Origin of the sequence: Enterobacter sp. PP-008-ECC_S150 (genome assembly GCF_045257065.1) — a bacterium.
GTDB lineage: Bacteria > Pseudomonadota > Gammaproteobacteria > Enterobacterales > Enterobacteriaceae > Enterobacter > Enterobacter chengduensis.
Map to the genome: position 1 here is coordinate 68,350 of NZ_JBJHHG010000009.1, position 20,490 is coordinate 88,839.

At 59.0% G+C, this 20,490-nt stretch carries 22 protein-coding genes; 12 read left to right on the forward strand and 10 right to left on the reverse strand.

Features of this window, described 5'->3' with window-relative positions; translation table 11 throughout:
- The first annotated feature begins 13 nt into the window (after positions 1 to 13).
- From ispD to rpoS, 7 genes are all read left to right on the forward strand, one after another.
- Positions 14 to 724: a 2-C-methyl-D-erythritol 4-phosphate cytidylyltransferase gene (gene ispD / locus ACJBF3_RS11740; protein ID WP_045330605.1), complete on the forward strand. Its 711-nt coding sequence runs from the start codon at positions 14 to 16 to the stop codon at positions 722 to 724.
- Positions 724 to 1,203 (forward strand): 2-C-methyl-D-erythritol 2,4-cyclodiphosphate synthase, encoded by a 480-nt coding sequence (gene ispF, locus ACJBF3_RS11745; RefSeq protein WP_029741541.1) that lies wholly within the window; start codon positions 724 to 726, stop codon positions 1,201 to 1,203. The genes ispD and ispF overlap by 1 nt, the downstream gene beginning before the upstream one ends.
- Positions 1,200 to 2,249 carry a tRNA pseudouridine(13) synthase TruD gene (truD, locus tag ACJBF3_RS11750; RefSeq protein ID WP_045330608.1) on the forward strand — a complete coding sequence of 350 codons (1,050 nt, stop codon included), beginning with the start codon at positions 1,200 to 1,202 and terminating at the stop codon, positions 2,247 to 2,249. Before ispF ends, truD begins: the two co-directional genes overlap by 4 nt.
- Positions 2,230 to 2,991, forward strand: coding sequence for a 5'/3'-nucleotidase SurE (gene surE / locus ACJBF3_RS11755; protein ID WP_029741539.1), 762 nt, complete (start codon positions 2,230 to 2,232; stop codon positions 2,989 to 2,991). The genes truD and surE overlap by 20 nt, the downstream gene beginning before the upstream one ends.
- Complete coding sequence (locus tag ACJBF3_RS11760) at positions 2,985 to 3,611, forward strand: protein-L-isoaspartate(D-aspartate) O-methyltransferase (protein ID WP_045330610.1); 627 nt, start codon at positions 2,985 to 2,987, stop codon at positions 3,609 to 3,611. The genes surE and ACJBF3_RS11760 overlap by 7 nt, the downstream gene beginning before the upstream one ends.
- Before the next feature lie 116 nt (positions 3,612 to 3,727).
- Positions 3,728 to 4,852 (forward strand): murein hydrolase activator NlpD, encoded by a 1,125-nt coding sequence (gene nlpD, locus ACJBF3_RS11765; RefSeq protein WP_032643085.1) that lies wholly within the window; start codon positions 3,728 to 3,730, stop codon positions 4,850 to 4,852.
- Between the two features lie 59 nt (positions 4,853 to 4,911).
- On the forward strand, positions 4,912 to 5,904 hold the full coding sequence (gene rpoS / locus ACJBF3_RS11770; RefSeq protein ID WP_008499600.1) for an RNA polymerase sigma factor RpoS: 993 nt from the start codon (positions 4,912 to 4,914) through the stop codon (positions 5,902 to 5,904).
- Between the two features lie 52 nt (positions 5,905 to 5,956).
- Here the strand turns inward: rpoS and ACJBF3_RS11775 are convergent, their stop codons facing one another.
- Complete coding sequence (locus ACJBF3_RS11775; protein WP_045330615.1) at positions 5,957 to 6,334, reverse strand: DUF4440 domain-containing protein; 378 nt, start codon at positions 6,332 to 6,334, stop codon at positions 5,957 to 5,959.
- Positions 6,331 to 7,533 (reverse strand): MFS transporter, encoded by a 1,203-nt coding sequence (locus ACJBF3_RS11780; RefSeq protein ID WP_045330618.1) that lies wholly within the window; start codon positions 7,531 to 7,533, stop codon positions 6,331 to 6,333. The genes ACJBF3_RS11775 and ACJBF3_RS11780 overlap by 4 nt, the downstream gene beginning before the upstream one ends.
- Positions 7,534 to 7,641: 108 nt before the next feature.
- Between ACJBF3_RS11780 and ACJBF3_RS11785 the strand changes: the two genes are divergently transcribed.
- Positions 7,642 to 8,529 carry a LysR family transcriptional regulator gene (locus tag ACJBF3_RS11785; protein ID WP_045330621.1) on the forward strand — a complete coding sequence of 296 codons (888 nt, stop codon included), beginning with the start codon at positions 7,642 to 7,644 and terminating at the stop codon, positions 8,527 to 8,529.
- Here the strand turns inward: ACJBF3_RS11785 and ACJBF3_RS11790 are convergent.
- Positions 8,526 to 8,933, reverse strand: a complete 408-nt coding sequence (locus tag ACJBF3_RS11790) for a MarR family winged helix-turn-helix transcriptional regulator (protein ID WP_045330623.1) — start codon at positions 8,931 to 8,933, stop codon at positions 8,526 to 8,528. The genes ACJBF3_RS11785 and ACJBF3_RS11790 overlap by 4 nt on opposite strands.
- Before the next feature lie 172 nt (positions 8,934 to 9,105).
- Between ACJBF3_RS11790 and ACJBF3_RS11795 the strand changes: the two genes are divergently transcribed.
- From ACJBF3_RS11795 to ACJBF3_RS11805, 3 genes are read left to right on the forward strand one after another with little or no spacing between them, the layout of a single operon-like run.
- A complete protein-coding gene (locus ACJBF3_RS11795) occupies positions 9,106 to 9,708 on the forward strand; it encodes a non-oxidative hydroxyarylic acid decarboxylases subunit B (RefSeq protein WP_045330625.1) in 603 nt (200 codons plus the stop codon).
- Positions 9,698 to 11,125 (forward strand): non-oxidative hydroxyarylic acid decarboxylases subunit C, encoded by a 1,428-nt coding sequence (locus ACJBF3_RS11800; RefSeq protein ID WP_045330628.1) that lies wholly within the window; start codon positions 9,698 to 9,700, stop codon positions 11,123 to 11,125. Before ACJBF3_RS11795 ends, ACJBF3_RS11800 begins: the two co-directional genes overlap by 11 nt.
- A gap of 10 nt (positions 11,126 to 11,135) precedes the next feature.
- A complete protein-coding gene (locus ACJBF3_RS11805; protein ID WP_003862116.1) occupies positions 11,136 to 11,357 on the forward strand; it encodes a non-oxidative hydroxyarylic acid decarboxylases subunit D in 222 nt (73 codons plus the stop codon).
- A gap of 306 nt (positions 11,358 to 11,663) precedes the next feature.
- Here the strand turns inward: ACJBF3_RS11805 and mutS are convergent, their stop codons facing one another.
- Together mutS and ACJBF3_RS11815 are read right to left on the reverse strand one after the other, a co-directional pair.
- Positions 11,664 to 14,225 (reverse strand): DNA mismatch repair protein MutS, encoded by a 2,562-nt coding sequence (gene mutS, locus ACJBF3_RS11810; RefSeq protein WP_045330631.1) that lies wholly within the window; start codon positions 14,223 to 14,225, stop codon positions 11,664 to 11,666.
- 113 nt (positions 14,226 to 14,338) lie between these two features.
- Positions 14,339 to 14,569: a SymE family type I addiction module toxin gene (locus ACJBF3_RS11815; RefSeq protein ID WP_045330633.1), complete on the reverse strand. Its 231-nt coding sequence runs from the start codon at positions 14,567 to 14,569 to the stop codon at positions 14,339 to 14,341.
- A 175-nt stretch (positions 14,570 to 14,744) separates the two neighbouring features.
- Here ACJBF3_RS11815 and ACJBF3_RS11820 point away from each other — a divergent pair, with 175 nt between their 5' ends.
- Positions 14,745 to 15,089 carry a nitrous oxide-stimulated promoter family protein gene (locus ACJBF3_RS11820; RefSeq protein WP_045330634.1) on the forward strand — a complete coding sequence of 115 codons (345 nt, stop codon included), beginning with the start codon at positions 14,745 to 14,747 and terminating at the stop codon, positions 15,087 to 15,089.
- A gap of 6 nt (positions 15,090 to 15,095) precedes the next feature.
- Here the strand turns inward: ACJBF3_RS11820 and flhA are convergent, their stop codons facing one another.
- The 5 genes from flhA to hypB are packed head-to-tail and all read right to left on the reverse strand — an operon-like array spanning position 15,096 to position 20,488.
- Positions 15,096 to 17,171, reverse strand: coding sequence for a formate hydrogenlyase transcriptional activator FlhA (gene flhA, locus ACJBF3_RS11825; protein WP_045330636.1), 2,076 nt, complete (start codon positions 17,169 to 17,171; stop codon positions 15,096 to 15,098).
- Between the two features lie 58 nt (positions 17,172 to 17,229).
- A complete protein-coding gene (gene hypE, locus ACJBF3_RS11830; RefSeq protein WP_045330637.1) occupies positions 17,230 to 18,240 on the reverse strand; it encodes a hydrogenase expression/formation protein HypE in 1,011 nt (336 codons plus the stop codon).
- Entirely contained in the window at positions 18,237 to 19,358 is a 1,122-nt protein-coding gene (gene hypD, locus ACJBF3_RS11835) for a hydrogenase formation protein HypD (RefSeq protein ID WP_045330639.1), read from the reverse strand. Before hypD ends, hypE begins: the two co-directional genes overlap by 4 nt.
- Before the next feature lie 3 nt (positions 19,359 to 19,361).
- Positions 19,362 to 19,634, reverse strand: a complete 273-nt coding sequence (locus tag ACJBF3_RS11840) for a HypC/HybG/HupF family hydrogenase formation chaperone (protein ID WP_045330640.1) — start codon at positions 19,632 to 19,634, stop codon at positions 19,362 to 19,364.
- Positions 19,625 to 20,488 (reverse strand): hydrogenase nickel incorporation protein HypB, encoded by an 864-nt coding sequence (hypB, locus tag ACJBF3_RS11845; RefSeq protein WP_045330642.1) that lies wholly within the window; start codon positions 20,486 to 20,488, stop codon positions 19,625 to 19,627. Before hypB ends, ACJBF3_RS11840 begins: the two co-directional genes overlap by 10 nt.
- Between the last annotated feature and the right edge of the window lie 2 nt (positions 20,489 to 20,490).

The window sequence follows — 20,490 nt, forward strand, 5'->3', positions numbered from 1 at the left end:
CCAGGATTACGACATGGCAGTAACTTTTTCGGACGTATGCGCCGTGGTGCCGGCCGCAGGTTTTGGCCGGCGCATGCAGACAGAATGTCCCAAGCAGTACCTCTCTATTGGCGATAAAACGATCCTCGAGCACGCCGTGGCGGCGCTGCTGGCGCACCCGCGGGTGACGCGAGCGATCATCGCTATCAGCCCTGGCGATGCGCGCTTCGCGCAGCTGCCGCTGGCAAATCATCCACAGATTACCGTCGTTGACGGCGGTACCGAGCGCGCCGATTCCGTTTTGGCGGGCATTCAGGCTGCCGGAAACGCGCCGTGGGTGCTGGTGCATGACGCGGCGCGTCCATGCCTGCATCAGGACGACCTTGCGCGCCTGCTGGCGCTGAGCGAAACCAGCAAGGTGGGCGGCATTCTGGCCGCGCCGGTGCGCGACACCATGAAGCGCGCCGAGCCGGGCAAACAGGCTATCGCCCACACCGTCGATCGCGTCGATTTATGGCACGCGCTGACGCCCCAGTTTTTCCCCCGCGAATTACTCCACGACTGCTTAACGCGTGCGCTTAACGAAGGTGCGACCATTACCGACGAAGCCTCTGCGCTGGAGTATTGCGGCTTCCACCCAACGCTTGTTGAAGGACGTGCTGATAATATTAAAGTGACGCGTCCGGAAGACTTACAGCTCGCGGAATTTTATCTTACCCGTTCGACCCATCAGGAGAAGGCATAATGCGAATTGGACACGGTTTTGATGTACACGCCTTTGGCGGAGAAGGCCCAATTATCATTGGCGGCGTGCGTATTCCTTACGAAAAAGGTCTGCTGGCGCATTCTGATGGCGACGTGGCGCTGCATGCGCTGACCGACGCCCTGCTTGGCGCGGCCGCGCTGGGTGATATCGGCAAGCTGTTCCCGGACACCGATCCGGCATTTAAAGGCGCAGACAGCCGCGAGCTGCTGCGCGAAGCGTGGCGCCGCATCCAGGCGAAAGGCTATACCCTCGGCAACGTCGACGTGACGATTATTGCCCAGGCTCCCAAAATGCTGCCGCACATTCCGCAGATGCGCGTGTTTATTGCTGAAGATCTGGGCTGCCATATGGACGATGTGAACGTCAAAGCGACGACGACCGAAAAGCTGGGCTTTACCGGTCGCGGCGAAGGGATTGCCTGTGAGGCCGTAGCGCTGCTGCTGAAGGCGAGCAAATGACGGACTTCGACACTCTGACGTACCTGCACGGCAAACCGCAGGGGAACGGGGTGCTGAAAGCCAGCCCTGAAGATTTCCTCGTGGTCGAGGATCTGGGCTTTGAGCCGGATGGCGAAGGCGAACATATCCTGGTGCGTATTCTGAAAAATGGCTGCAATACCCGCTTTGTGGCCGACGCGCTGGCAAAATTCCTCAAAATTCATGCCCGAGAAGTGAGCTTTGCCGGGCAGAAAGATAAACACGCCGTCACGGAACAGTGGCTCTGCGCGCGCGTTCCCGGCAATACGATGCCTGATTTAAGCAAATTTGAGCTTGAGGGCTGTAAGGTACTGGAGTTTGCCCGCCACAAGCGCAAGCTGCGTCTGGGGGCGTTGAAAGGTAACGCGTTTACCCTCGTGCTGCGCGAAGTGACAAATCGCGAAGACGTTGAAAAACGTCTGAACGCTATCAATGAACGCGGCGTACCGAACTACTTTGGCGCGCAGCGCTTTGGCATTGGCGGCAGCAACCTTCAGGGCGCGCTGCGCTGGGCGCAAAGCGACGCGCCGGTGCGGGACAGGAATAAACGCAGTTTTTGGTTGTCGGCGGCCCGCAGCGCGTTGTTTAATCAGATTGTGAGCGAAAGGCTGAAAAAACCGGACGCGAATCAAGTTGTTGTTGGCGATGCGCTACAATTAGCGGGACGCGGAAGCTGGTTTGTGGCAACGGCCGAAGAGATGGCCGATGTGCAGTCGCGCGTGGACGCAAAAGCGCTGATGATTACCGCCGCGTTGCCCGGTACGGGCGACTGGGGAACGCAGGGCGATGCGCTGGCCGCCGAGCAGTCAGCCGTGGCGGATGCGCCAGAACTGCAATCCTTGCTGGTGCGGGAAAAAGTTGACGCGGCGCGCCGCGCGATGCTGCTCTATCCGCAGCAGCTAGGCTGGAACTGGTGGGATGACGTGACCGTCGAGTTACGCTTCTGGCTGCCGGCAGGTAGCTTTGCCACCAGCGTTATCAGGGAACTTATCAACACGTCGGGTGATTATGCGAATATTGCTGAGTAACGATGACGGGATCCACGCGCCGGGCATTCAGACCCTGGCGAAACACCTCCGCGAATTTGCGGATGTGCAGGTCGTGGCGCCCGATCGTAACCGCAGTGGAGCGTCTAACTCTTTGACGCTGGAGTCGTCGCTTCGCACCTTTACCTTTGAAAATGGCGATATTGCCGTGCAGATGGGCACGCCGACCGACTGCGTCTTTTTGGGCGTGAACGCGCTGATGCGGCCGCGCCCGGACATCGTCGTCTCCGGCATTAACGCCGGGCCTAACCTCGGCGATGACGTGATTTACTCCGGCACCGTGGCGGCCGCAATGGAAGGGCGCCACCTGGGGTTCCCGGCGCTGGCGGTCTCGTTAAACGGCCACACGCACTATGACACCGCCGCCGCGGTCACCTGTTCGATCCTGCGGGCGCTCGGCCGCGAGCCGTTGCGGACCGGACGTATCCTCAATATCAACGTGCCGGATCTTCCTCTCGATGAAATTAAAGGCATTCGCGTCACGCGCTGCGGAAGCCGACATCCTGCCGATCAGGTGATCCCACAGCAGGATCCTCGCGGCAACACGCTTTACTGGATTGGTCCTCCCGGCGATAAGTGCGATGCGGGCCCGGATACCGACTTCGCCGCCGTGGATGAAGGCTATGTTTCGGTTACTCCGCTGCACGTAGATTTAACCGCGTATAGCGCGCATGATGTGGTGTCGGGCTGGCTGGAACGCGCAGGAGTGAACGCGCAATGGTAAACAAACGTGTACAAACTCTTCTGGAACAACTGCGCACGCAGGGGATACGCGACGAGCACGTGCTTGAAGCGCTTGCTCAGGTTCCGCGTGAGAAATTTGTAGACGAGGCGTTTGAACACAAAGCGTGGGAAAACGTGGCGCTGCCCATCGGGCAGGGCCAGACGATTTCGCAGCCTTACATGGTGGCACGCATGACGGAGCTGCTGGAGCTAACGCCCGACTCCCGCGTGCTGGAGATTGGCACCGGGTCGGGGTATCAGACCGCGATCCTGGCGCATCTGGTGCATCACGTCTGCTCCGTTGAGCGAATCAAAGGTTTACAGTGGCAGGCGCGTCGTCGCCTGAAACAACTGGATTTACATAATGTTTCGACACGACACGGTGATGGATGGCAGGGTTGGAAGGCGCGCGCCCCGTTTGACGCGATCATCGTGACGGCGGCCCCGCCTGAAATTCCAGCAGCCCTGTTGTCGCAGCTGGATGAGGGGGGCATTCTTGTTTTGCCCGTCGGGGACGAGCAGCAGCTGTTAAAGCGCGTTCGTCGGCGCGGCGGCGAGTTTATTATCGACACCGTGGAAGCCGTGCGCTTTGTGCCTCTGGTGAAGGGGGAGTTGGCCTGAGACTCGGATTTATCCAGGGTTATTAAGGCAAATTCAGCGTATGGTGTGGCGCGAAAGATTCGTGCCATCACGGTAAATTTTAAGTCACTGGTAGTTAACACATTCCTGGGGGATAAATGAGCGCGGGAAGCCCTAAATTCACCATCAGCCGTGTTGCGGCATTATCACTGGTTTCGCTCTGGCTGGCAGGCTGTACAAGTTCTAACAACGCGCCTGCGCCCGTCAGTTCCGTCGGTGGAAACAGCGGCTCCGGTAACACGTCCAGCGGAATGTTAATCACGCCGCCGCCTAAAATGGGCACTGCTGCGCCGCAGCAAACACCACAAATTCAGCCTGTGCAACATCCTGTTACACAGCCAATGCAGGTTCAGCCAGTTGAACAGCCTGTTCAGACCCAAAATGGCCGCATAGTCTATAACCGCCAGTATGGGAACATTCCGAAAGGCAGCTACACCGGCGGCAGCACCTATACCGTCAAGCGTGGCGATACGCTGTTCTACATTGCCTGGATCACCGGGAACGATTTCCGCGACCTCGCGCAGCGCAATAACGTCCAGGCCCCGTATGGTCTGGAGGTCGGGCAAACGCTTCAGGTAGGCAACGCGACGGGCACGCCGCTGACGCCTGGCAACACCGTTTCAGCGGCCGACGTAACGGCTCAAAATAACAGCGTTAAGCCTGCACAAAAATCCACCACGGTGGTTGCTTCACAACCTGTAATTACGTATTCTGAGGACTCAGGTGATCAGACTGCTAACAAAATGTTGCCGAATAATAAAGGGACTGCGACTACTGTCACAGCACCGGTTACGGCACCTGTGGTTAGCTCTACTGAACCGACTGCCAGCAGTATGACCTCCAGTTCGCCAATCTCTGCATGGCGCTGGCCGACTGACGGCAAGGTTATCGAAAACTTCTCTTCCTCCGAAGGGGGAAATAAAGGGATCGATATCGCAGGGAGTAAAGGACAGGCTATCATCGCGACCGCAGACGGGCGCGTTGTGTATGCCGGTAACGCTCTGCGCGGTTACGGTAATCTTATTATCATCAAACATAACGATGATTACCTGAGTGCCTACGCCCATAACGACACAATGCTGGTCCGGGAACAACAAGAAGTTAAGGCGGGGCAAAAAATCGCTACCATGGGTAGCACCGGAACCAGTTCTACACGCTTGCATTTTGAAATTCGTTACAAGGGGAAATCCGTAAACCCGCTGCAGTATTTGCCGCAGCGATAATTTGACGGGGCATGCCAGCCAGGGTGTCTCGTTCAGGGATCACGGGTAGGAGCCACCTTATGAGTCAGAATACGCTGAAAGTTCATGATTTAAATGAAGACGCGGAATTTGATGAGAACGGAGTAGAGGCTTTTGACGAAAAAGCCTTAGTAGAAGAGGAACCCAGTGATAACGATTTGGCTGAAGAAGAGCTGTTATCGCAGGGCGCCACACAGCGTGTACTGGACGCGACTCAGCTTTACCTTGGGGAGATTGGTTACTCCCCACTGCTAACGGCCGAAGAAGAAGTCTATTTCGCACGTCGTGCTTTGCGTGGTGATGTGGCCTCGCGCCGTCGCATGATTGAAAGTAACCTGCGACTGGTCGTGAAAATTGCTCGCCGTTACGGCAATCGTGGTCTGGCTCTGCTGGATCTGATTGAAGAGGGCAACTTAGGTCTCATCCGCGCAGTTGAGAAGTTTGACCCGGAACGCGGGTTCCGTTTCTCAACCTACGCGACCTGGTGGATTCGTCAGACCATCGAACGGGCTATTATGAACCAGACCCGTACGATCCGCCTGCCGATCCACATCGTCAAAGAGTTGAACGTGTATCTGCGTACCGCGCGCGAGTTGTCCCACAAGCTGGACCACGAGCCAAGCGCAGAAGAAATTGCCGAACAACTCGATAAACCGGTTGATGACGTAAGCCGTATGCTGCGTCTCAACGAGCGCATTACCTCGGTTGACACCCCGCTGGGTGGCGACTCCGAAAAAGCGCTGCTGGACATCCTGGCCGATGAAAAAGACAACGGCCCGGAAGACACCACGCAGGACGATGACATGAAGCAGAGCATCGTCAAATGGCTGTTTGAACTGAACGCCAAACAGCGTGAAGTGCTGGCACGTCGTTTCGGTTTACTGGGGTATGAAGCTGCGACACTGGAAGACGTCGGCCGTGAAATTGGCCTGACCCGTGAACGTGTTCGTCAGATTCAGGTTGAAGGTCTGCGCCGCCTGCGTGAAATCCTGCAGGGGCAAGGTCTGAATATCGAAGCGCTGTTCCGCGAATAAGCAACCCTTCGTCAAAAAAGGCCCGTCGTGAGACGGGCCTTTTTCTTTTGCGCTACGGCTGCGCCGTTTCGTGCAGCAAACGCCAAACTATCCGATCGCCTTCCTGATTGAGCACCGCGGTTGACCAGCGCACGTTGACGGGCAGCTCTGGCCGGGTTTGCGTCTCCCGGTAGTGAAGCACCGCGCCCCCCTCCCAGTGCTGGATCGTGGAGAGTTCATCAATGACGATCTTCAGTCCGGGACGGCTTCCGCGCTGGTTTTCCAGAAAGCTGGCCAGGCCGCTATAGTCGATATGAGCACCGCCCGGCGGGATCATCAGAAAATCTGGACTGAAGCGGGCGAGCAGGGCGTCGGAATTGCCTTCACCCTTGCCTAACCACTCTTCAAGCGCAATGTGGAGGTCGATAATGTCGTGTTCGAAAGGCGTCATGAATTCTCCTGTCGCAGCTGGCTCAGCACCTGCGTATTGTTAAGACGAAAAGCATACAGTACAGGCAGCAAGGTCATGCCTGCGGCAAAAATAAACATCCCGTGCCAGGCGGCGAGCGGCGTTAGCCAGGCCTGCGCCAGGTTCAGCGCCTGCGCCAGCAGCAGGGCTCCGGCAAAAAAACTCAGTTGACGATTCAGATTCCACAGCGCGCTGGCATCCGGCATCTCATCCCGGCACGTTGTCAGAAACGCGCTGCTCTGTGCCGTACTGCTGCACAGGCTTCCCCCCGCGCCCATCAGGGTAAACGCAACGGCAGGGAGCAGCGCTGACGAGCTGACGTCAATCAAAAGCAGAATACCCGCCGCCTGCAGCAGGCAGCCGATGACGATCAGCGGGCCGGGGCCGATACGGTTAAAATGGCGTCCCGTTGCCGTGATGGCGATAAACGAAGCTATGGACCACGGCAGCATTAGCATCCCCGTTGCGGCCGGGCTCATGTGCGCCACCTGCTGAAGATAAAACATTCCCGTGACGTTCACCCCAATAAACATGCCGGGTACGCATAAATAGACAAGCATGGAAAAACGCAAAAGCGGGTTCGCGAGTAACGGCAGGTTTAGCAGTCTGGCCGTTTTCATCGCGGGCATTTCGTGTTTCAGCCACAGGCAGGCCAGCGCAAAGGTCACAACCGCGACCGGCAGCGTGGCGAAAAATATCCACCGCCAGCTTAGCGCCTGCACCAGCAGGCCTCCGATAGCAGGGGAGCAGGCGGGAGCAAGCAACGCGACCAGCATCACCGCCGAGGAGAGTTTGGCGCGCTCGTGAGGCTTAAACTGTTGCCAGGTCAGCGCCTGTCCGACGGGGATCAATAACCCACCTCCCACGCCCTGCAGCACTCGCCAGGCGATCAGACCTTCAAGCGTAGCAGACAGGCCCGCCGCCGCAGAGGCTGCGCTGAACAGAAAGAGCGAAAGCAGGATGACGCGCTTTGGTCCGATACGGCGCGTGAGGATGCTGCTGAACGGGATTACCAGCGTCAGGCCGGCAATGTACCCGTTACTGACCCAGGCAAGGGCTGAAGGCGTGGTGTTAAAGGCGTGGGCCATTGCCGGGAAGGCGACGCTGGCAATAAACATGTTGATCAAATCAAGAAAAAAGCCCAGCAGATAAACAGCGGCGACTTTGCTGCGATACGTCATGGTGGATCCTCCGGTGAGGTGGGGTATCGTATCGATCCGGGAAGCACGGATAAACGCGACAAAGCGCGATATACTGTCAAAAATATTTTGACGGTTTAGGACGTGAAGATGATTAACCTCCAGCGGACGCAGATGTTTGTCGCGGTGGCCGATACCGGCAGTTTTACGGCGGCCGCCGAGGCTATGGGACTGACAAAAGCCGTGGTCAGCTTCAATATCCGCCAGCTTGAAGATGAGCTGGGCGTTACGCTGCTGCTGCGCTCCACCCGTCGCCTGACGTTAACCGAGGCGGGCGCGCTTTTTCATCAGCGCAGCGTGGCGCTTCTGAAGGATGCAGAGCGGCTGCAGGATGATGTCCGCGCCAACCATGCGGGGCTCACCGGTGAACTGCGGATCACGACCACGCCCGAATATGGCGCAAAGGTGGTGGTGCCGCTGCTGGCCGAGTTCAGCCAGCAGCATCCGGATCTTCGCGTGCGGCATGTTTCGTCGTCCCTGCACGCCGACCTTATCTCGGAGCGCTTTGACGTGGCGATCCGGCTAGGGACGCTTGCCGATTCGCGCAACCACGCCGCGCTGATTTCGCACTTCTCGATTCTCCCCGTCGCGATGCCCGAGTGGCTTGTGAGAAATCCGATCGCATCGCTTGCGCAGCTGGCCCACGCGGACTGGATTATCCACGAGCGCCTGGCCTCGCCGCTGCGCTGGCAGGTGAAAGATGCCGGCGGTGCGACTGAAACGCTGGAGATAAAAAAAGCGCCGCGCCTGTTTGCCGACAGCGCTCAGGCCCTGATGGCCTTTGCGCTCGCTGGCGGTGGCGTGGCGTTGCTGCCGGAATGGCTGGCGCGCGATGCGCTTGATGCGGGGAAACTGGTCCCGGTTTTACCGGAATATACTTTTGCGCGGCAGGGCATCTATGCGGTTTATCCCGATGCCCGGCATGTGTCAGCGAAAGTGCGCACCTTTATCGATTTTATGCGCACCCGCGTGAATTAATCGTGCATCATCTTTTTGATGAGCGCAGAGAACTGCTCCCGCTCGGCCTTGCTAAGACGGCCTAAAAACGCCTCATCCACCTCGTTGCCAACCGGTTGACAGCCTGCAAGCAGGGCTTCTCCTTCCGGCGTCAGGAAGACAAACCGGCGGCGCTTGTCGGCGGGATCGTGCTCGCGTTTGACCAGCCCGCGCGCCTCCATCCGGCTGAGCATCTCCGCCAGGGTCGCTTTGGTGCTGACCGCCACTTCGGTCAATGCCACCTGTTCAATGCCCGGATGCTCGGCAATGGAGCGCATAACCGCATACTGTGGCTTGGTCAGTTCCGGTAAGGCATGTTGCCACTGCGCGGTATGCTGTTGAAAAAGCTGGCGTAACAGGTGGAACGCCTCTTGTCTTAGTTTCATGAACACTCCGACAGAAAAAATCTCCCCCTATGATAGCCGCTAACGCACAGGATGATAACGCGGCATTTTTTAGCTATTTGTGTGATCGTGTACGAACGATCTTGTCAGGAAAGCGATCCGGGAGTAGTTTATCTACAATGTTCGTACACGAACAAATTGATTGAGGTGATGAATGAGATTGATAGTCGGAATGACGGGGGCAACGGGGGCTCCGCTGGGCGTGGCGCTGCTGCAGGCGCTGCGGGAAATGCCGGAGGTGGAGACGCATCTGGTCATGTCGAAGTGGGCAAAAACCACCATTGAGCTGGAAACGCCCTACACCGCGCAGGACGTTGCCGCGCTGGCTGACGTTGTCCACAGCCCGGCCGATCAGGCCGCCACCATCTCCTCCGGCTCGTTTCGTACCGACGGCATGATCGTCATTCCCTGCAGCATGAAAACGCTGGCGGGGATCCGCGCGGGCTACGCCGAAGGGCTGGTGGGACGTGCGGCGGATGTGGTGCTGAAAGAGGGGCGCAAGCTGGTGTTGGTTCCCCGTGAAACGCCGCTCAGCACCATTCATCTGGAGAACATGCTGGCGCTTTCCCGCATGGGCGTGGCGATGGTGCCGCCCATGCCTGCCTATTACAACCATCCGCAAACCGCCGATGACATTACCGAGCATATCGTGACCCGCGTGCTCGACCAGTTCGGTCTGGAGCACAAAAAGGCGCGCCGCTGGAACGGATTGCGCGAGGCGAAACATTTTTCACAGGAGAATAAAGATGGCATTTGATGATTTGAGAAGCTTCCTGCAGGCGCTCGATGAGCAAGGGCAACTGCTGAAAATTGAGGAAGAGGTAAACGCCGAGCCGGATCTGGCTGCGGCAGCCAACGCGACCGGCCGCATCGGTGACGGCGCGCCCGCGCTGTGGTTCGACAATATTCGCGGGTTTACCGATGCCCGCGTGGTGATGAACACCATCGGCTCCTGGCAGAATCACGCCATTTCGATGGGGCTGCCGGCGAACACGCCGGTGAAAAAGCAGATCGACGAGTATATCCGCCGCTGGGATAAATTCCCGATTGCGCCAGAGCGCCGCGCCAACCCGGCCTGGGCGCAGAATACGGTCGACGGAGGCGACATTAACCTGTTCGATATCCTGCCGCTTTTCCGTCTGAACGATGGGGACGGTGGTTTCTATCTTGATAAAGCCTGCGTTGTCTCGCGCGATCCGCTTGACCCGGATAACTTCGGCAAGCAGAACGTCGGCATCTACCGTATGGAAGTGAAGGGCAAGCGCAAGCTCGGCCTGCAGCCGGTGCCGATGCACGATATCGCCCTGCACCTGCACAAAGCGGAAGAGCGCGGCGAAGACCTGCCGATTGCGATTACGCTCGGCAACGACCCGATTATCACCCTGATGGGCGCTACGCCGCTGAAATACGATCAGTCCGAGTATGAAATGGCCGGCGCGCTGCGTGAAAGTCCGTACCCGATTGCCACCGCGCCGCTGACCGGTTTCGACGTGCCGTGGGGTTCTGAAGTGATCCTGGAAGGGGTGATTGAGGGCCGCAAGCGCGAAATTGAGGGGCCGTTCGGCGAGTTTACCGGACACTATTCCGGTGGCCGTAACATGACGGTTGTCCGCATCGACAAGGTTTCTTATCGCACCAAACCGATTTTCGAATCCCTTTATCTCGGCATGCCGTGGACCGAGATTGACTATCTGATGGGGCCAGCCACCTGCGTGCCGCTCTACCAGCAGCTGAAAGCGGAATTCCCGGAAGTGCAGGCGGTGAACGCGATGTACACCCACGGTCTGCTGGCGATTATCTCCACCAAAAAACGCTACGGCGGTTTTGCCCGCGCGGTCGGCCTGCGCGCCATGACCACGCCGCACGGCTTGGGCTACGTGAAGATGGTGATCATGGTGGATGAGGATGTGGATCCGTTCAACCTTCCGCAGGTGATGTGGGCGTTGTCATCGAAAGTGAACCCGGCAGGGGATCTGGTGCAGCTGCCGAACATGTCGGTGCTTGAACTTGACCCAGGCTCCAGCCCGGCGGGCATTACCGACAAGCTGATTATCGATGCCACCACGCCCGTCGCGCCGGACACCCGGGGCCACTACAGCCAGCCGGTACAGGATCTGCCTGAAACCAAAGCCTGGGCTGAAAAACTGACCGCGATGCTGGCAGCACGTCAATAAGGAGGAAAAGATGATTTGTCCACGTTGTGCCGATGAGCATATTGAAGTAATGGCGACATCGCCGGTGAAAGGCGTCTGGACGGTTTACCAGTGCCAGCATTGTTTATATACCTGGCGCGATACCGAACCGCTGCGCCGAACCAGCCGCGAGCATTACCCGGAAGCGTTCCGCATGACGCAGAAGGATATTGACGAGGCGCCGCAGGTGCCGACGATCCCGCCTCTGCTGTAGAAAGGCCCGGTAGATAATATCGTGCGCTTTGTTTTGCCGGGTGGCGGCTACGCCTTACCCGGCCTACAAAACTCGTAGGCCCGGTGGCGCTGCGCTTGCCGGGTGGCGGCTTTGCCTTACCCGGCCTACAAAACCCGTAGGCCCGGTGGCGCTGCGCTTGCCGGGTGGCGGCTACGCCTTACCCGGCCTACAAAACCCGTAGGCCCGGTGGCGCTGCGCTTGCCGGGTGGCGGCTTCGCCTTATCCGGCCTACAAAATTCGTAGGCCCGGTAAGCGCAGCGCCACCGGGCAAAAGACCGCAGAAAACTAAACCAGACTCTTCAACCGATAAATCCACTCCAGCGCCTGACGCGGCGTCAGGGAGTCCGGGTCGAGGTTTTCCAGCGCTTCCACTGCTGGCGACGTCTCTTCCGCAGGCACCAGCAGCGACATCTGCGTACCATCAATCTGCGTCGCCGCCGCATTCGGTGACAGGCTTTCCAGCTCACGCAGTTTCTGACGCGCGCGCTTGATCACCTCTTTCGGTACGCCTGCCAGCGCCGCTACGGCCAGACCATAGCTCTTGCTCGCCGCGCCATCCTGCACCGTGTGCATGAAGGCGATGGTATCGCCGTGCTCCAGCGCATCAAGGTGGACGTTTGCTACCCCCTCCATTTTCTCCGGCAGCTGCGTCAGCTCGAAGTAGTGGGTAGCGAACAGCGTCATGGCCTTGATTTTGTTCGCGAGGCTTTCCGCACACGCCCACGCCAGCGACAGGCCATCGTAGGTTGACGTGCCGCGCCCGACTTCGTCCATCAGCACCAGGCTGTGCTCCGTCGCGTTATGCAGAATGTTTGCCGTTTCGGTCATTTCGACCATGAAGGTTGAGCGACCGCTCGCCAGATCGTCCGCCGCTCCGACGCGGGTAAAGATGCGGTCGATAGGGCCAATCTCCACATTCTGCGCCGGAACGTAGCTGCCGATATAGGCGAGCAGCGCAATCAGCGCCGTCTGTCGCATATAGGTACTCTTACCGCCCATGTTCGGGCCGGTAATGATCAACATTCTTCTCTGCGGCGACAGGCTCAGCGGGTTGGCGATGAACGGTTCGTTCAGCACCTGCTCGACCACCGGGTGACGGCCTTCAGTGATGCGAATGCCAGGCTTGTCGGTAAAGGTCGGGCAGGTGTAGTTCAGCGTTTCCGCGCGTTCTGCCAGGTTCACCAGCACGTCCAGCTCCGCCAGCGCGCTGGCGCTCAGCTGCAGATCGGCCAGGTGCGGCATCAGCATGTCGAACAGCTCGTCATAAAGCTGTTTTTCCAGCGCCAGCGCTTTGCCTTTCGAGGTGAGGACTTTGTCCTCGTACTCTTTCAGCTCGGGAATAATATAGCGTTCGGCATTTTTCAACGTCTGGCGACGCACGTAGTGAATCGGCGCCAGATGGCTCTGCCCACGGCTGATCTGAATGTAGTAGCCGTGAACCGCGTTATACCCCACTTTCAGGGTGTCGAGCCCCAGACGCTCGCGCTCGCGGATCTCCAGCTTATCGAGATAGTCTGTCGCACCGTCGGCCAGCGCGCGCCATTCGTCCAGCTCTTCATTGTAGCCGGGGGCAATCACGCCGCCGTCACGTACCAGAACCGGAGGCGCATCGATAATGGCGCGCTCCAGCAGTTCGCGAAGTTCGGTAAATTCACCCATGGTTTCACGGAGTTTCTGTACCGGCGCGCTGTCAACGCCGCTCAGCTGCGCACGCAGTTCCGGCAGCTGCTGGAAAGCATGGCGCATCCGCGCGAGATCGCGTGGGCGCGCGGTGCGCAAGGCCAGACGAGCAAGGATACGCTCCAGATCGCCCACCTGGCGCAGAACCGGCTGCAGTTCGGTATAGCGATCCTGCAATGCGGCTATCGTCTGCTGGCGGCAAACCAGCGTATCGGTATCGCGGATCGGCATATGCAGCCAGCGTTTCAGCATGCGGCTGCCCATTGGCGTGACCGTACTGTCGAGGACCGACGCGAGCGTATTTTCTACGCCGCCCGCCAGGTTCTGCGTGATCTCCAGGTTACGGCGCGTGGCGGCATCCATGATGATGCTGTCCTGCTGGCGCTCCATGGTAATCGAGCGGATATGCGGCAGGGCCGTGCGCTGGGTGTCTTTCACGTACTGCAGGAGACAGCCTGCCGCACACAGCCCGCGCGGCGCATTTTCAACGCCAAAGCCAATCAGATCGCGGGTGCCAAACTGCAGATTCAGCTGCTGGCGCGCGGTATCAATTTCGAATTCCCACAGCGGGCGACGGCGTAAGCCACGACGGCCTTCAATCAGCGCCATTTCGGCGAAATCTTCGGCATAGAGCAGTTCGGCCGGGTTGGTGCGCTGCAGTTCGGCCGCCATGGTTTCCCGGTCAGCCGGTTCACTCAGACGAAAACGTCCGGAGCTGATGTCCAGCGTGGCATAACCAAACCCTTTGCCGTCCTGCCACAGCGCCGCCAGCAGGTTATCCTGACGCTCCTGAAGCAGGGCTTCATCACTGATGGTGCCCGGCGTGACGATGCGCACCACTTTGCGCTCCACCGGGCCTTTTGAGGTTGCCGGATCGCCGATCTGCTCGCAAATGGCGACAGATTCACCCTGATTCACCAGTTTCGCCAGGTAGTTCTCTACCGCATGGTGCGGAATACCTGCCATAGGAATAGGTTCACCTGCCGATGCGCCACGTTTGGTCAGCGAAATGTCGAGCAACTGCGATGCACGCTTAGCATCGTCGTAAAACAGCTCGTAAAAATCGCCCATACGGTAAAACAGCAGGATTTCCGGATGCTGTGCCTTCAGCTTCAGATACTGCTGCATCATTGGCGTATGTGCGTCGAAATTGTCGATTGTGCTCATGGAGTTATGATGTCCATTTCTTTGAAAATAAAACGTTTTGATCGGCTCGGTGGCCGCTTGTTCCTTCTATTGTCGCATGAAAAAAAGGTACGGCGCAGAAAAATGTCGTGGCTTTACGAGGTACCTTCCGACATTAATTCGATGACGATTTTTCCATGCTCTACGCCCACCCGAACCCTGGAATGGGTCGTAAACCCAGCCTTTTCAAGCCAGTCGCCTTTTAAGCTCAGCGCAGCATGCACGCTGTAGCGCTTCGGTATCTTGGTATTACGGTCTTCATGGCGTTTTCTGAAATATCCCACGGTTAAATGGCGATAGGGTTTGTTGATAGCGAGTTCTTGCATGGCGTCTCCTGGCAACACGGATAAAAGTCATTACTGATGCCTGTATAAAATACCAGTAATTATGGGGCGATGCCGGGCTAAAACTGGAATCAGGCTTCAGAAAACGACATGCAATCGCTGAAATTCCATGCTGAAAGGTGTATTGTTAATACACTTTATTATTCGGTAAGGCGACATGTCCGGTAAACGCATCTCACGAGAAAAAGAGACCATCGCGAAGATGATCGCGTTGTATGAAAAGCAGTGCCCGCAGGCGTCTCAGGAGGAAGGGCACTATCAGGCGCTCAACGCCTATGCCGATAAGCGCCTGGATAAGTGTGTTTTTGGTGAGGAAAAGCCTGCCTGTAAACAGTGTCCGGTGCACTGCTACCAGCCCGCAAAGCGGGAGGAGATGAAGCAAATTATGCGCTGGGCGGGGCCGCGCATGCTATGGCGTCACCCCATACTGACCGTTCGCCATCTGATTGATGACCGCCGCCCGGTGCCTGAATTACCGGAAAAATACCGTCCCAAAAAATAGCGGCAGCTATGCGTCCAGGCTCTCTTTATCAATGCCCAGCCGCTTCATGCGCGACAGCAGCGTGGTGCGTTTTAGCCCCAGGCGCTGCGCGGCACCTTTCGGCCCGGCGACCACGCCGTTAGTCTCTTTTAGCACGCGCACGATCAGCTGATACTCATCTTCTCCCTCTTTCGCCATCTCGGCCTGCGGTGCCGGGGTATCTGACGCGATCGTTTCCGGTAAAGAAAGCTGCAGCACATTCCCACGCGTCAGCAGCACCGCGCGTTCGATGACGTTTTCCAGCTCGCGCACGTTGCCGGGCCACTCCATTGATGAGAGAACACGCAGCGTCTCGGCAGGAATACTGTCGATATTTCGCCCCATCCGGCGGGCAATCTTCGCGGTAAACGCTTTGACCAGCAGGGGGATATCTTCCGGACGTTCGCGCAGCGGCGGCAGGAAGATCGGGAAGACGTTCAGGCGATAGTAGAGATCGCTGCGAAACTCGCGGTCGGCGACCATTTTTTTCAGGTCGCGGTTCGTGGCGGCAATCAGCCGCACGTCGGTCTGGATAAGCTTGTTGCTGCCAAGGCGCTCAAACTCCTGCTCCTGCAGGACGCGCAGCAGCTTCGGCTGCAGCTCCAGCGGCATATCGCCCACTTCGTCGAGGAACAGCGAACTTTTGTCCGCCAGCTCAAAACGCCCCAGCCGCTGGCTGCTGGCGCCGGTGAATGCGCCACGCTCGTGGCCGAAGAGATCGCTTTCCAGCAGCCCCGCGGGCATGGCGGCGCAGTTCATCTTCACCATCCGTCGGCTGTTGCGGTTGCTCAGGTTGTGGATAGCGCGGGCAATAAGCTCTTTCCCCGTACCGGTTTCGCCCAGAATCAGCACCGTGCTGTCGCTTTGCGCCACCATCTCAACCTGCTTGAGGACGCTGTACATGGCGTCGCTGCGGCCGATGATTTCACCAAACTCGCTGTCCACGTTGTTGAGCTGTTCGGTCAGGGCCAGGTTCTCATCCACCAGCCGCTCTTTCAGGCGGTGGATCTCCTGATAGGCGAGGGCGTTATCCAGGGCAATGGAGATACGCTCGGCGATCTGGCGCAGCAGCTTCAGGTTGGCGGTGGTAAACACCCCTTCCTCGCACTGCGCCAGCTTCAGCACGCCAAGCATGGTGTTGCCGGACATCAGCGGCAGCAGGCACAGGGTCTGGATCTTATTGCCCCAGGTGTTGAACAGCATCCGCTCGTAAGGCGCAACCGGGTCCTGCTCGCTCAGGTTGAGCAGGAGGATCTCTTTGCTTTTGAAGACCCGCTCCGAAAGGGTGCCCGCTTCGTCCACTTCGCTCTGCTCGTGTGCCGGGTTGGCTTCATCGAGGTAGTGGGTGGAGTAGATGTTCAGCTTGCCCTTGCGGTGGCCGCGCAGCGCGATGCTGATGGCGTCGATTTTGAAATAGTGGTGGATCTCTTTCGAGACTTCGCTGACCAGCTCATCCATGTCGAGCCGTGACAGCACGGCGTTGGTGATGGCGACCAGAATGCGGAAGTTATCGCGCTCGCGGCTCAGCAGGTCGTAATCGACATTATTGGTGACGCGGCTTTGGATCTGCTCCGCCACCACGGCGACAATCTGAGTAAAGGTGTGCAGGCGCTCGTATTCCGCCTCGCTCCACGGCTGGTCGGTGGTGCGGATAAACTCGCATCCGCCAAAAATCTGCCCCTCTGCCGCCAGCGGCAGCATGCAGTAGTGCCCGAAAGGCTGATAGAGGTTGCTCTTTGCCAGCCTCGGCCACGCCTGGCGGAATTGCGCAAAGTTGCAGTGCAGCACTTCTGGCCGGGAGAGAATGCGGCGCACCGGGCCGTGTGCCAGATAGGTTTCGTCTTCGTATTCAAACGGCTTGCCATTATCCCGCGCGGAGTAGTAGCTCGCGCGCTGCGTTCCGCTATGCCAGAGCACAATCGCGGCGCTGTCCGCCAGCGCCGATTGCCTGACCAGCCGCGTCAGGGCATCGCTCAGCGCACCGAGATCGGGCTGCTGTAAAAGTGTGCGCGTAATGTCAAACAGGCCCTGCTGTCCAAGATCGCTCATCGGTGTATACGGCATAGTGCTTTCCAGTAGAAACGAGCAAAAAAAATTCTATGCTGGCCGCTTGTGGCGCGGCCTAGCAAATACGGGGTAAAGGTTCAGCGTGCGGCAGATCCAGCGTGCGCTGCACGCCGTAAAGCCCGGTCAGGCGCACCCCTTTGCGCTCAACCACTTCACCAATCATCGCCGCCTCTTTTCCTGACGGATGTGCCCGCAGCTGCTCCAGAACGGCTTCGGCTGCGGCACGTTCGACGCCAATGACCAGCTTGCCTTCGTTGGCGAAGTTAAGCGGGTCAAGCCCCAGCAATTCGCAAAGCCCGCGCACGGCAGGCTTAACGGGCAGGCTGCGCTCGGTGAGTTCAATCCCGTAACCGCAGCTTGCCGCAAACTCATGAACCACGGCGTTCACGCCGCCTCGGGTGGCGTCCCGCAGGGCCTTCACGCCGGGCACGGCGCGCAGCGTCTGGATCAGCGGGGTGAGCACCGCGCAGTCGCTGCGCAGTTCCCCGTCCAGCCCCAGCCCTTCACGCAGGTTCAGGATGGTGGCACCGTGGCAGCCCAGCGTGCCGGTCACGATCAGCACGTCGCCCATGCTGAGGCGCTGCGCGCCCCAGTGAATATCGGCAGGGATCGCCCCCATGCCCGCGGTGTTGATGAACAGCTTGTCGGCCGCGCCGCGCTGCACCACTTTGGTATCGCCGGTGACGATGGCAATCCCCGCCTCGCGCGCGGTCTGCGCCATGCTGTTGACCACCGCCGTGAGCGTCGCCATCGGCAGCCCCTCTTCGAGGATAAACCCGCAGGAGAGGTAGCGCGGAACGGCGCCGCTGACGGCAACGTCGTTGGCCGTGCCGCAGACGGCGAGCTTGCCGATATCGCCGCCCGGGAAAAACAGCGGATCAATCACGTAGCTGTCGGTGGAGAAGGCCAGCCTGTCGCCCTGCGCGGTCAAGGTGGCGAGGTCAATGCGCGCCTGGTCTTCCTGTTCGGCGAGCCAGGGGTTGTTGAAGGCTTCCATAAACAGCCGGTTAATCAGCTGCTGCATCGCCTGTCCGCCGCTGCCGTGCGCCATTTCAACCGTATTCATGCTTCACTCTCCTGGTTGCGATACTGATACCACGCGGCACACGCCCCTTCGGAGGAAACCATCAGCGCGCCAAACGCCGTCTGCGGGTTACAGGTGTTGCCAAATAACGGGCACTGATGCGGTTTGCATTTGCCGGTGAGCACCTCGCCGCAGCGGGCCCGCGGATCGTCGCAAACCTCTTGCGGCTGCGGGCGGAAATGCGCTTCGGCGTCGAACGCGCGATAGGCTGGCGTCAGACGCACGCCGGATTCGGCAATCAGCCCCAGGCCGCGCCACTCGCTGTCGCCCTCAACGCTAAACACGTCGGCTATCGCCCGCTGTGCCCGTTCATTTCCCGAATCCGGCACCACGCGGCGGTACTGGTTTTCCACGCTGCTCAGGGCCGCTATTTTCTGCTCAACCAGCATGGTCACACCTTGTAGTAGATCAAGTGGTTCGAAACCAGCCACCACTAACGGACGATTGTACTGTTCAGCAATAAAACCGTAGGCGTCTGTGCCAATCACCATGCTGACGTGGCCCGGTGCCAGAAAGGCGTCAATGCCGTTTCCCGGCTCTTCCAGCAGGCTGCGCAGGGTGGGGATGAGCGTAATGTGCTGACAGAAGAAGAAAAAGTTACCGACGCCGCGCGCTTTCGCCTGCTGCAGCGTGATGGCGGTGGCGGGCATGGTGGTTTCAAATCCCAGGCCAAAAAACACCACCTTGCGCGCGGGGTGGTTCTCTGCCAGCGTCAGGGCATCCATCGGCGAATAGACGATCCGCACGTCCGCGCCGCGCGCTTTCGCCTGCAGCAACGAGCCGTTTTTACCCGGCACGCGCATCGCGTCGCCAAAGGTGCAGAAAATGACGTCGGGCCGGCTGGCAATTTCAATACAGCTGTCGATGCGCCCCATCGGCAAAACGCACACCGGGCAGCCGGGGCCGTGGATAAACTCGATGTTCTCCGGCAGCAGCTGGTCGAGGCCAAATTTGAAGATGGCGTGCGTATGACCGCCGCACACCTCCATGATCCGCAGCGGTCTCTCTTTGGTGTAGTCCAGCAGCGCCGCGCGCGTTTTCAGGTGGCTGATTAGCTTTAGCACCTGCTCCGGGGCACGGTATTCATCAACGTAACGCATGTGCTACCGCTCCTCGCCAAACAGCAGGGCGCCCACGTCAGGCTCCACGTCGAACATGTTTTGCAGGGCGTCGAGCGTGTCGCGGGCTTCCGCTTCGTTAATCACGCTCATGGCAAACCCCACGTGGACCAGCACCCACTGGCCGAGACGCGATGCGCCCGCCTCATCGGTGCTGCCTACCAGCGTCAGGTCTACGTCGCGCAGAATGCCGCAGACCTCGACTTTAGCCTGATTACCGTCGATAGAGTGAATTTGTCCCGGCACGCCTATGCACATCGTTCGCTCTCCAGCCACTGTAGCCAGCCGTCCATCCCATCGCCGCGCGTGGCGGAAACCAGCAGGATCTCAATCTCCGGGTTCACCTCGCGGGCGTACGCCAGGCACTTGTCCACGTCAAAATTCAGGTACGGCAGCAGGTCGACTTTGTTCAGCAGCATGATCGACGCGGCGGCAAACATGTGCGGGTACTTCAGCGGTTTGTCCTCTCCTTCGGTTACCGACAGCACCGCCACCTTGTGTCGTTCGCCCAGGTCGAAGCTCGCCGGGCAGACCAGGTTGCCGACGTTTTCAATAAACAGGATGCCGCTATCTTCAAGCGGCAGGCGCGGGGCCGCATCGGCAATCATCTGCGCATCCAGGTGACAGCCTTTACCGGTGTTGACCTGAATCGCCGGGGTGCCGGTTTCACGAATGCGCGCGGCGTCGTTTACCGTCTGCTGATCGCCCTCGACTACCGCGCAGGAGACGCGCCCGTTCAGGCGTTTGAGCGTTTCCGTTAACAGCGTCGTTTTGCCGGAGCCGGGGCTGGACACCAGGTTCAGCGCCAGCTGTTTGCGGGCTGCAAAGCGCGCGCGGTTGCGGGCGGCGATCTGGTTATTTTTGTCCAGCACGTTGATTTCGACGTCCAGCATCTGCCGCTGGCTCATGCCCGGCGCATGAGTGCCCGCTTCGCCGTGGCCGTAATGCAGATCGCCCGCATCGGAGCGTTGCGGCGCAAAGGTGATGCCGGTCAGGGCAGCCGCAGGGCGCGGGGCGGGGGAAAAGGGCGCCGAGCGAAACGCGGAGTGGGGGCGATGTTCATCCCCTTCTATATACAGGTTGCCTTCGGCGCAACCGCATGTGCTACACATAC

Bases quoted from the DNA above. Each gene is read 5' to 3' on its own strand.
- ispD (WP_045330605.1), top strand. From the start codon at position 14: ATGGCAGTAACTTTTTCGGACGTATGCGCCGTGGTGCCGGCCGCAGGT.
- ispF (WP_029741541.1), top strand. From the start codon at position 724: ATGCGAATTGGACACGGTTTTGATGTACACGCCTTTGGCGGAGAAGGC.
- truD (WP_045330608.1), top strand. From the start codon at position 1,200: ATGACGGACTTCGACACTCTGACGTACCTGCACGGCAAACCGCAGGGG.
- surE (WP_029741539.1), top strand. From the start codon at position 2,230: ATGCGAATATTGCTGAGTAACGATGACGGGATCCACGCGCCGGGCATT.
- ACJBF3_RS11760 (WP_045330610.1), top strand. From the start codon at position 2,985: ATGGTAAACAAACGTGTACAAACTCTTCTGGAACAACTGCGCACGCAG.
- nlpD (WP_032643085.1), top strand. From the start codon at position 3,728: ATGAGCGCGGGAAGCCCTAAATTCACCATCAGCCGTGTTGCGGCATTA.
- rpoS (WP_008499600.1), top strand. From the start codon at position 4,912: ATGAGTCAGAATACGCTGAAAGTTCATGATTTAAATGAAGACGCGGAA.
- ACJBF3_RS11775 (WP_045330615.1), bottom strand. From the start codon at position 6,334: ATGACGCCTTTCGAACACGACATTATCGACCTCCACATTGCGCTTGAA.
- ACJBF3_RS11780 (WP_045330618.1), bottom strand. From the start codon at position 7,533: ATGACGTATCGCAGCAAAGTCGCCGCTGTTTATCTGCTGGGCTTTTTT.
- ACJBF3_RS11785 (WP_045330621.1), top strand. From the start codon at position 7,642: ATGATTAACCTCCAGCGGACGCAGATGTTTGTCGCGGTGGCCGATACC.
- ACJBF3_RS11790 (WP_045330623.1), bottom strand. From the start codon at position 8,933: ATGAAACTAAGACAAGAGGCGTTCCACCTGTTACGCCAGCTTTTTCAA.
- ACJBF3_RS11795 (WP_045330625.1), top strand. From the start codon at position 9,106: ATGAGATTGATAGTCGGAATGACGGGGGCAACGGGGGCTCCGCTGGGC.
- ACJBF3_RS11800 (WP_045330628.1), top strand. From the start codon at position 9,698: ATGGCATTTGATGATTTGAGAAGCTTCCTGCAGGCGCTCGATGAGCAA.
- ACJBF3_RS11805 (WP_003862116.1), top strand. From the start codon at position 11,136: ATGATTTGTCCACGTTGTGCCGATGAGCATATTGAAGTAATGGCGACA.
- mutS (WP_045330631.1), bottom strand. From the start codon at position 14,225: ATGAGCACAATCGACAATTTCGACGCACATACGCCAATGATGCAGCAG.
- ACJBF3_RS11815 (WP_045330633.1), bottom strand. From the start codon at position 14,569: ATGCAAGAACTCGCTATCAACAAACCCTATCGCCATTTAACCGTGGGA.
- ACJBF3_RS11820 (WP_045330634.1), top strand. From the start codon at position 14,745: ATGTCCGGTAAACGCATCTCACGAGAAAAAGAGACCATCGCGAAGATG.
- flhA (WP_045330636.1), bottom strand. From the start codon at position 17,171: ATGCCGTATACACCGATGAGCGATCTTGGACAGCAGGGCCTGTTTGAC.
- hypE (WP_045330637.1), bottom strand. From the start codon at position 18,240: ATGAATACGGTTGAAATGGCGCACGGCAGCGGCGGACAGGCGATGCAG.
- hypD (WP_045330639.1), bottom strand. From the start codon at position 19,358: ATGCGTTACGTTGATGAATACCGTGCCCCGGAGCAGGTGCTAAAGCTA.
- ACJBF3_RS11840 (WP_045330640.1), bottom strand. From the start codon at position 19,634: ATGTGCATAGGCGTGCCGGGACAAATTCACTCTATCGACGGTAATCAG.
- hypB (WP_045330642.1), bottom strand. From the start codon at position 20,488: ATGTGTAGCACATGCGGTTGCGCCGAAGGCAACCTGTATATAGAAGGG.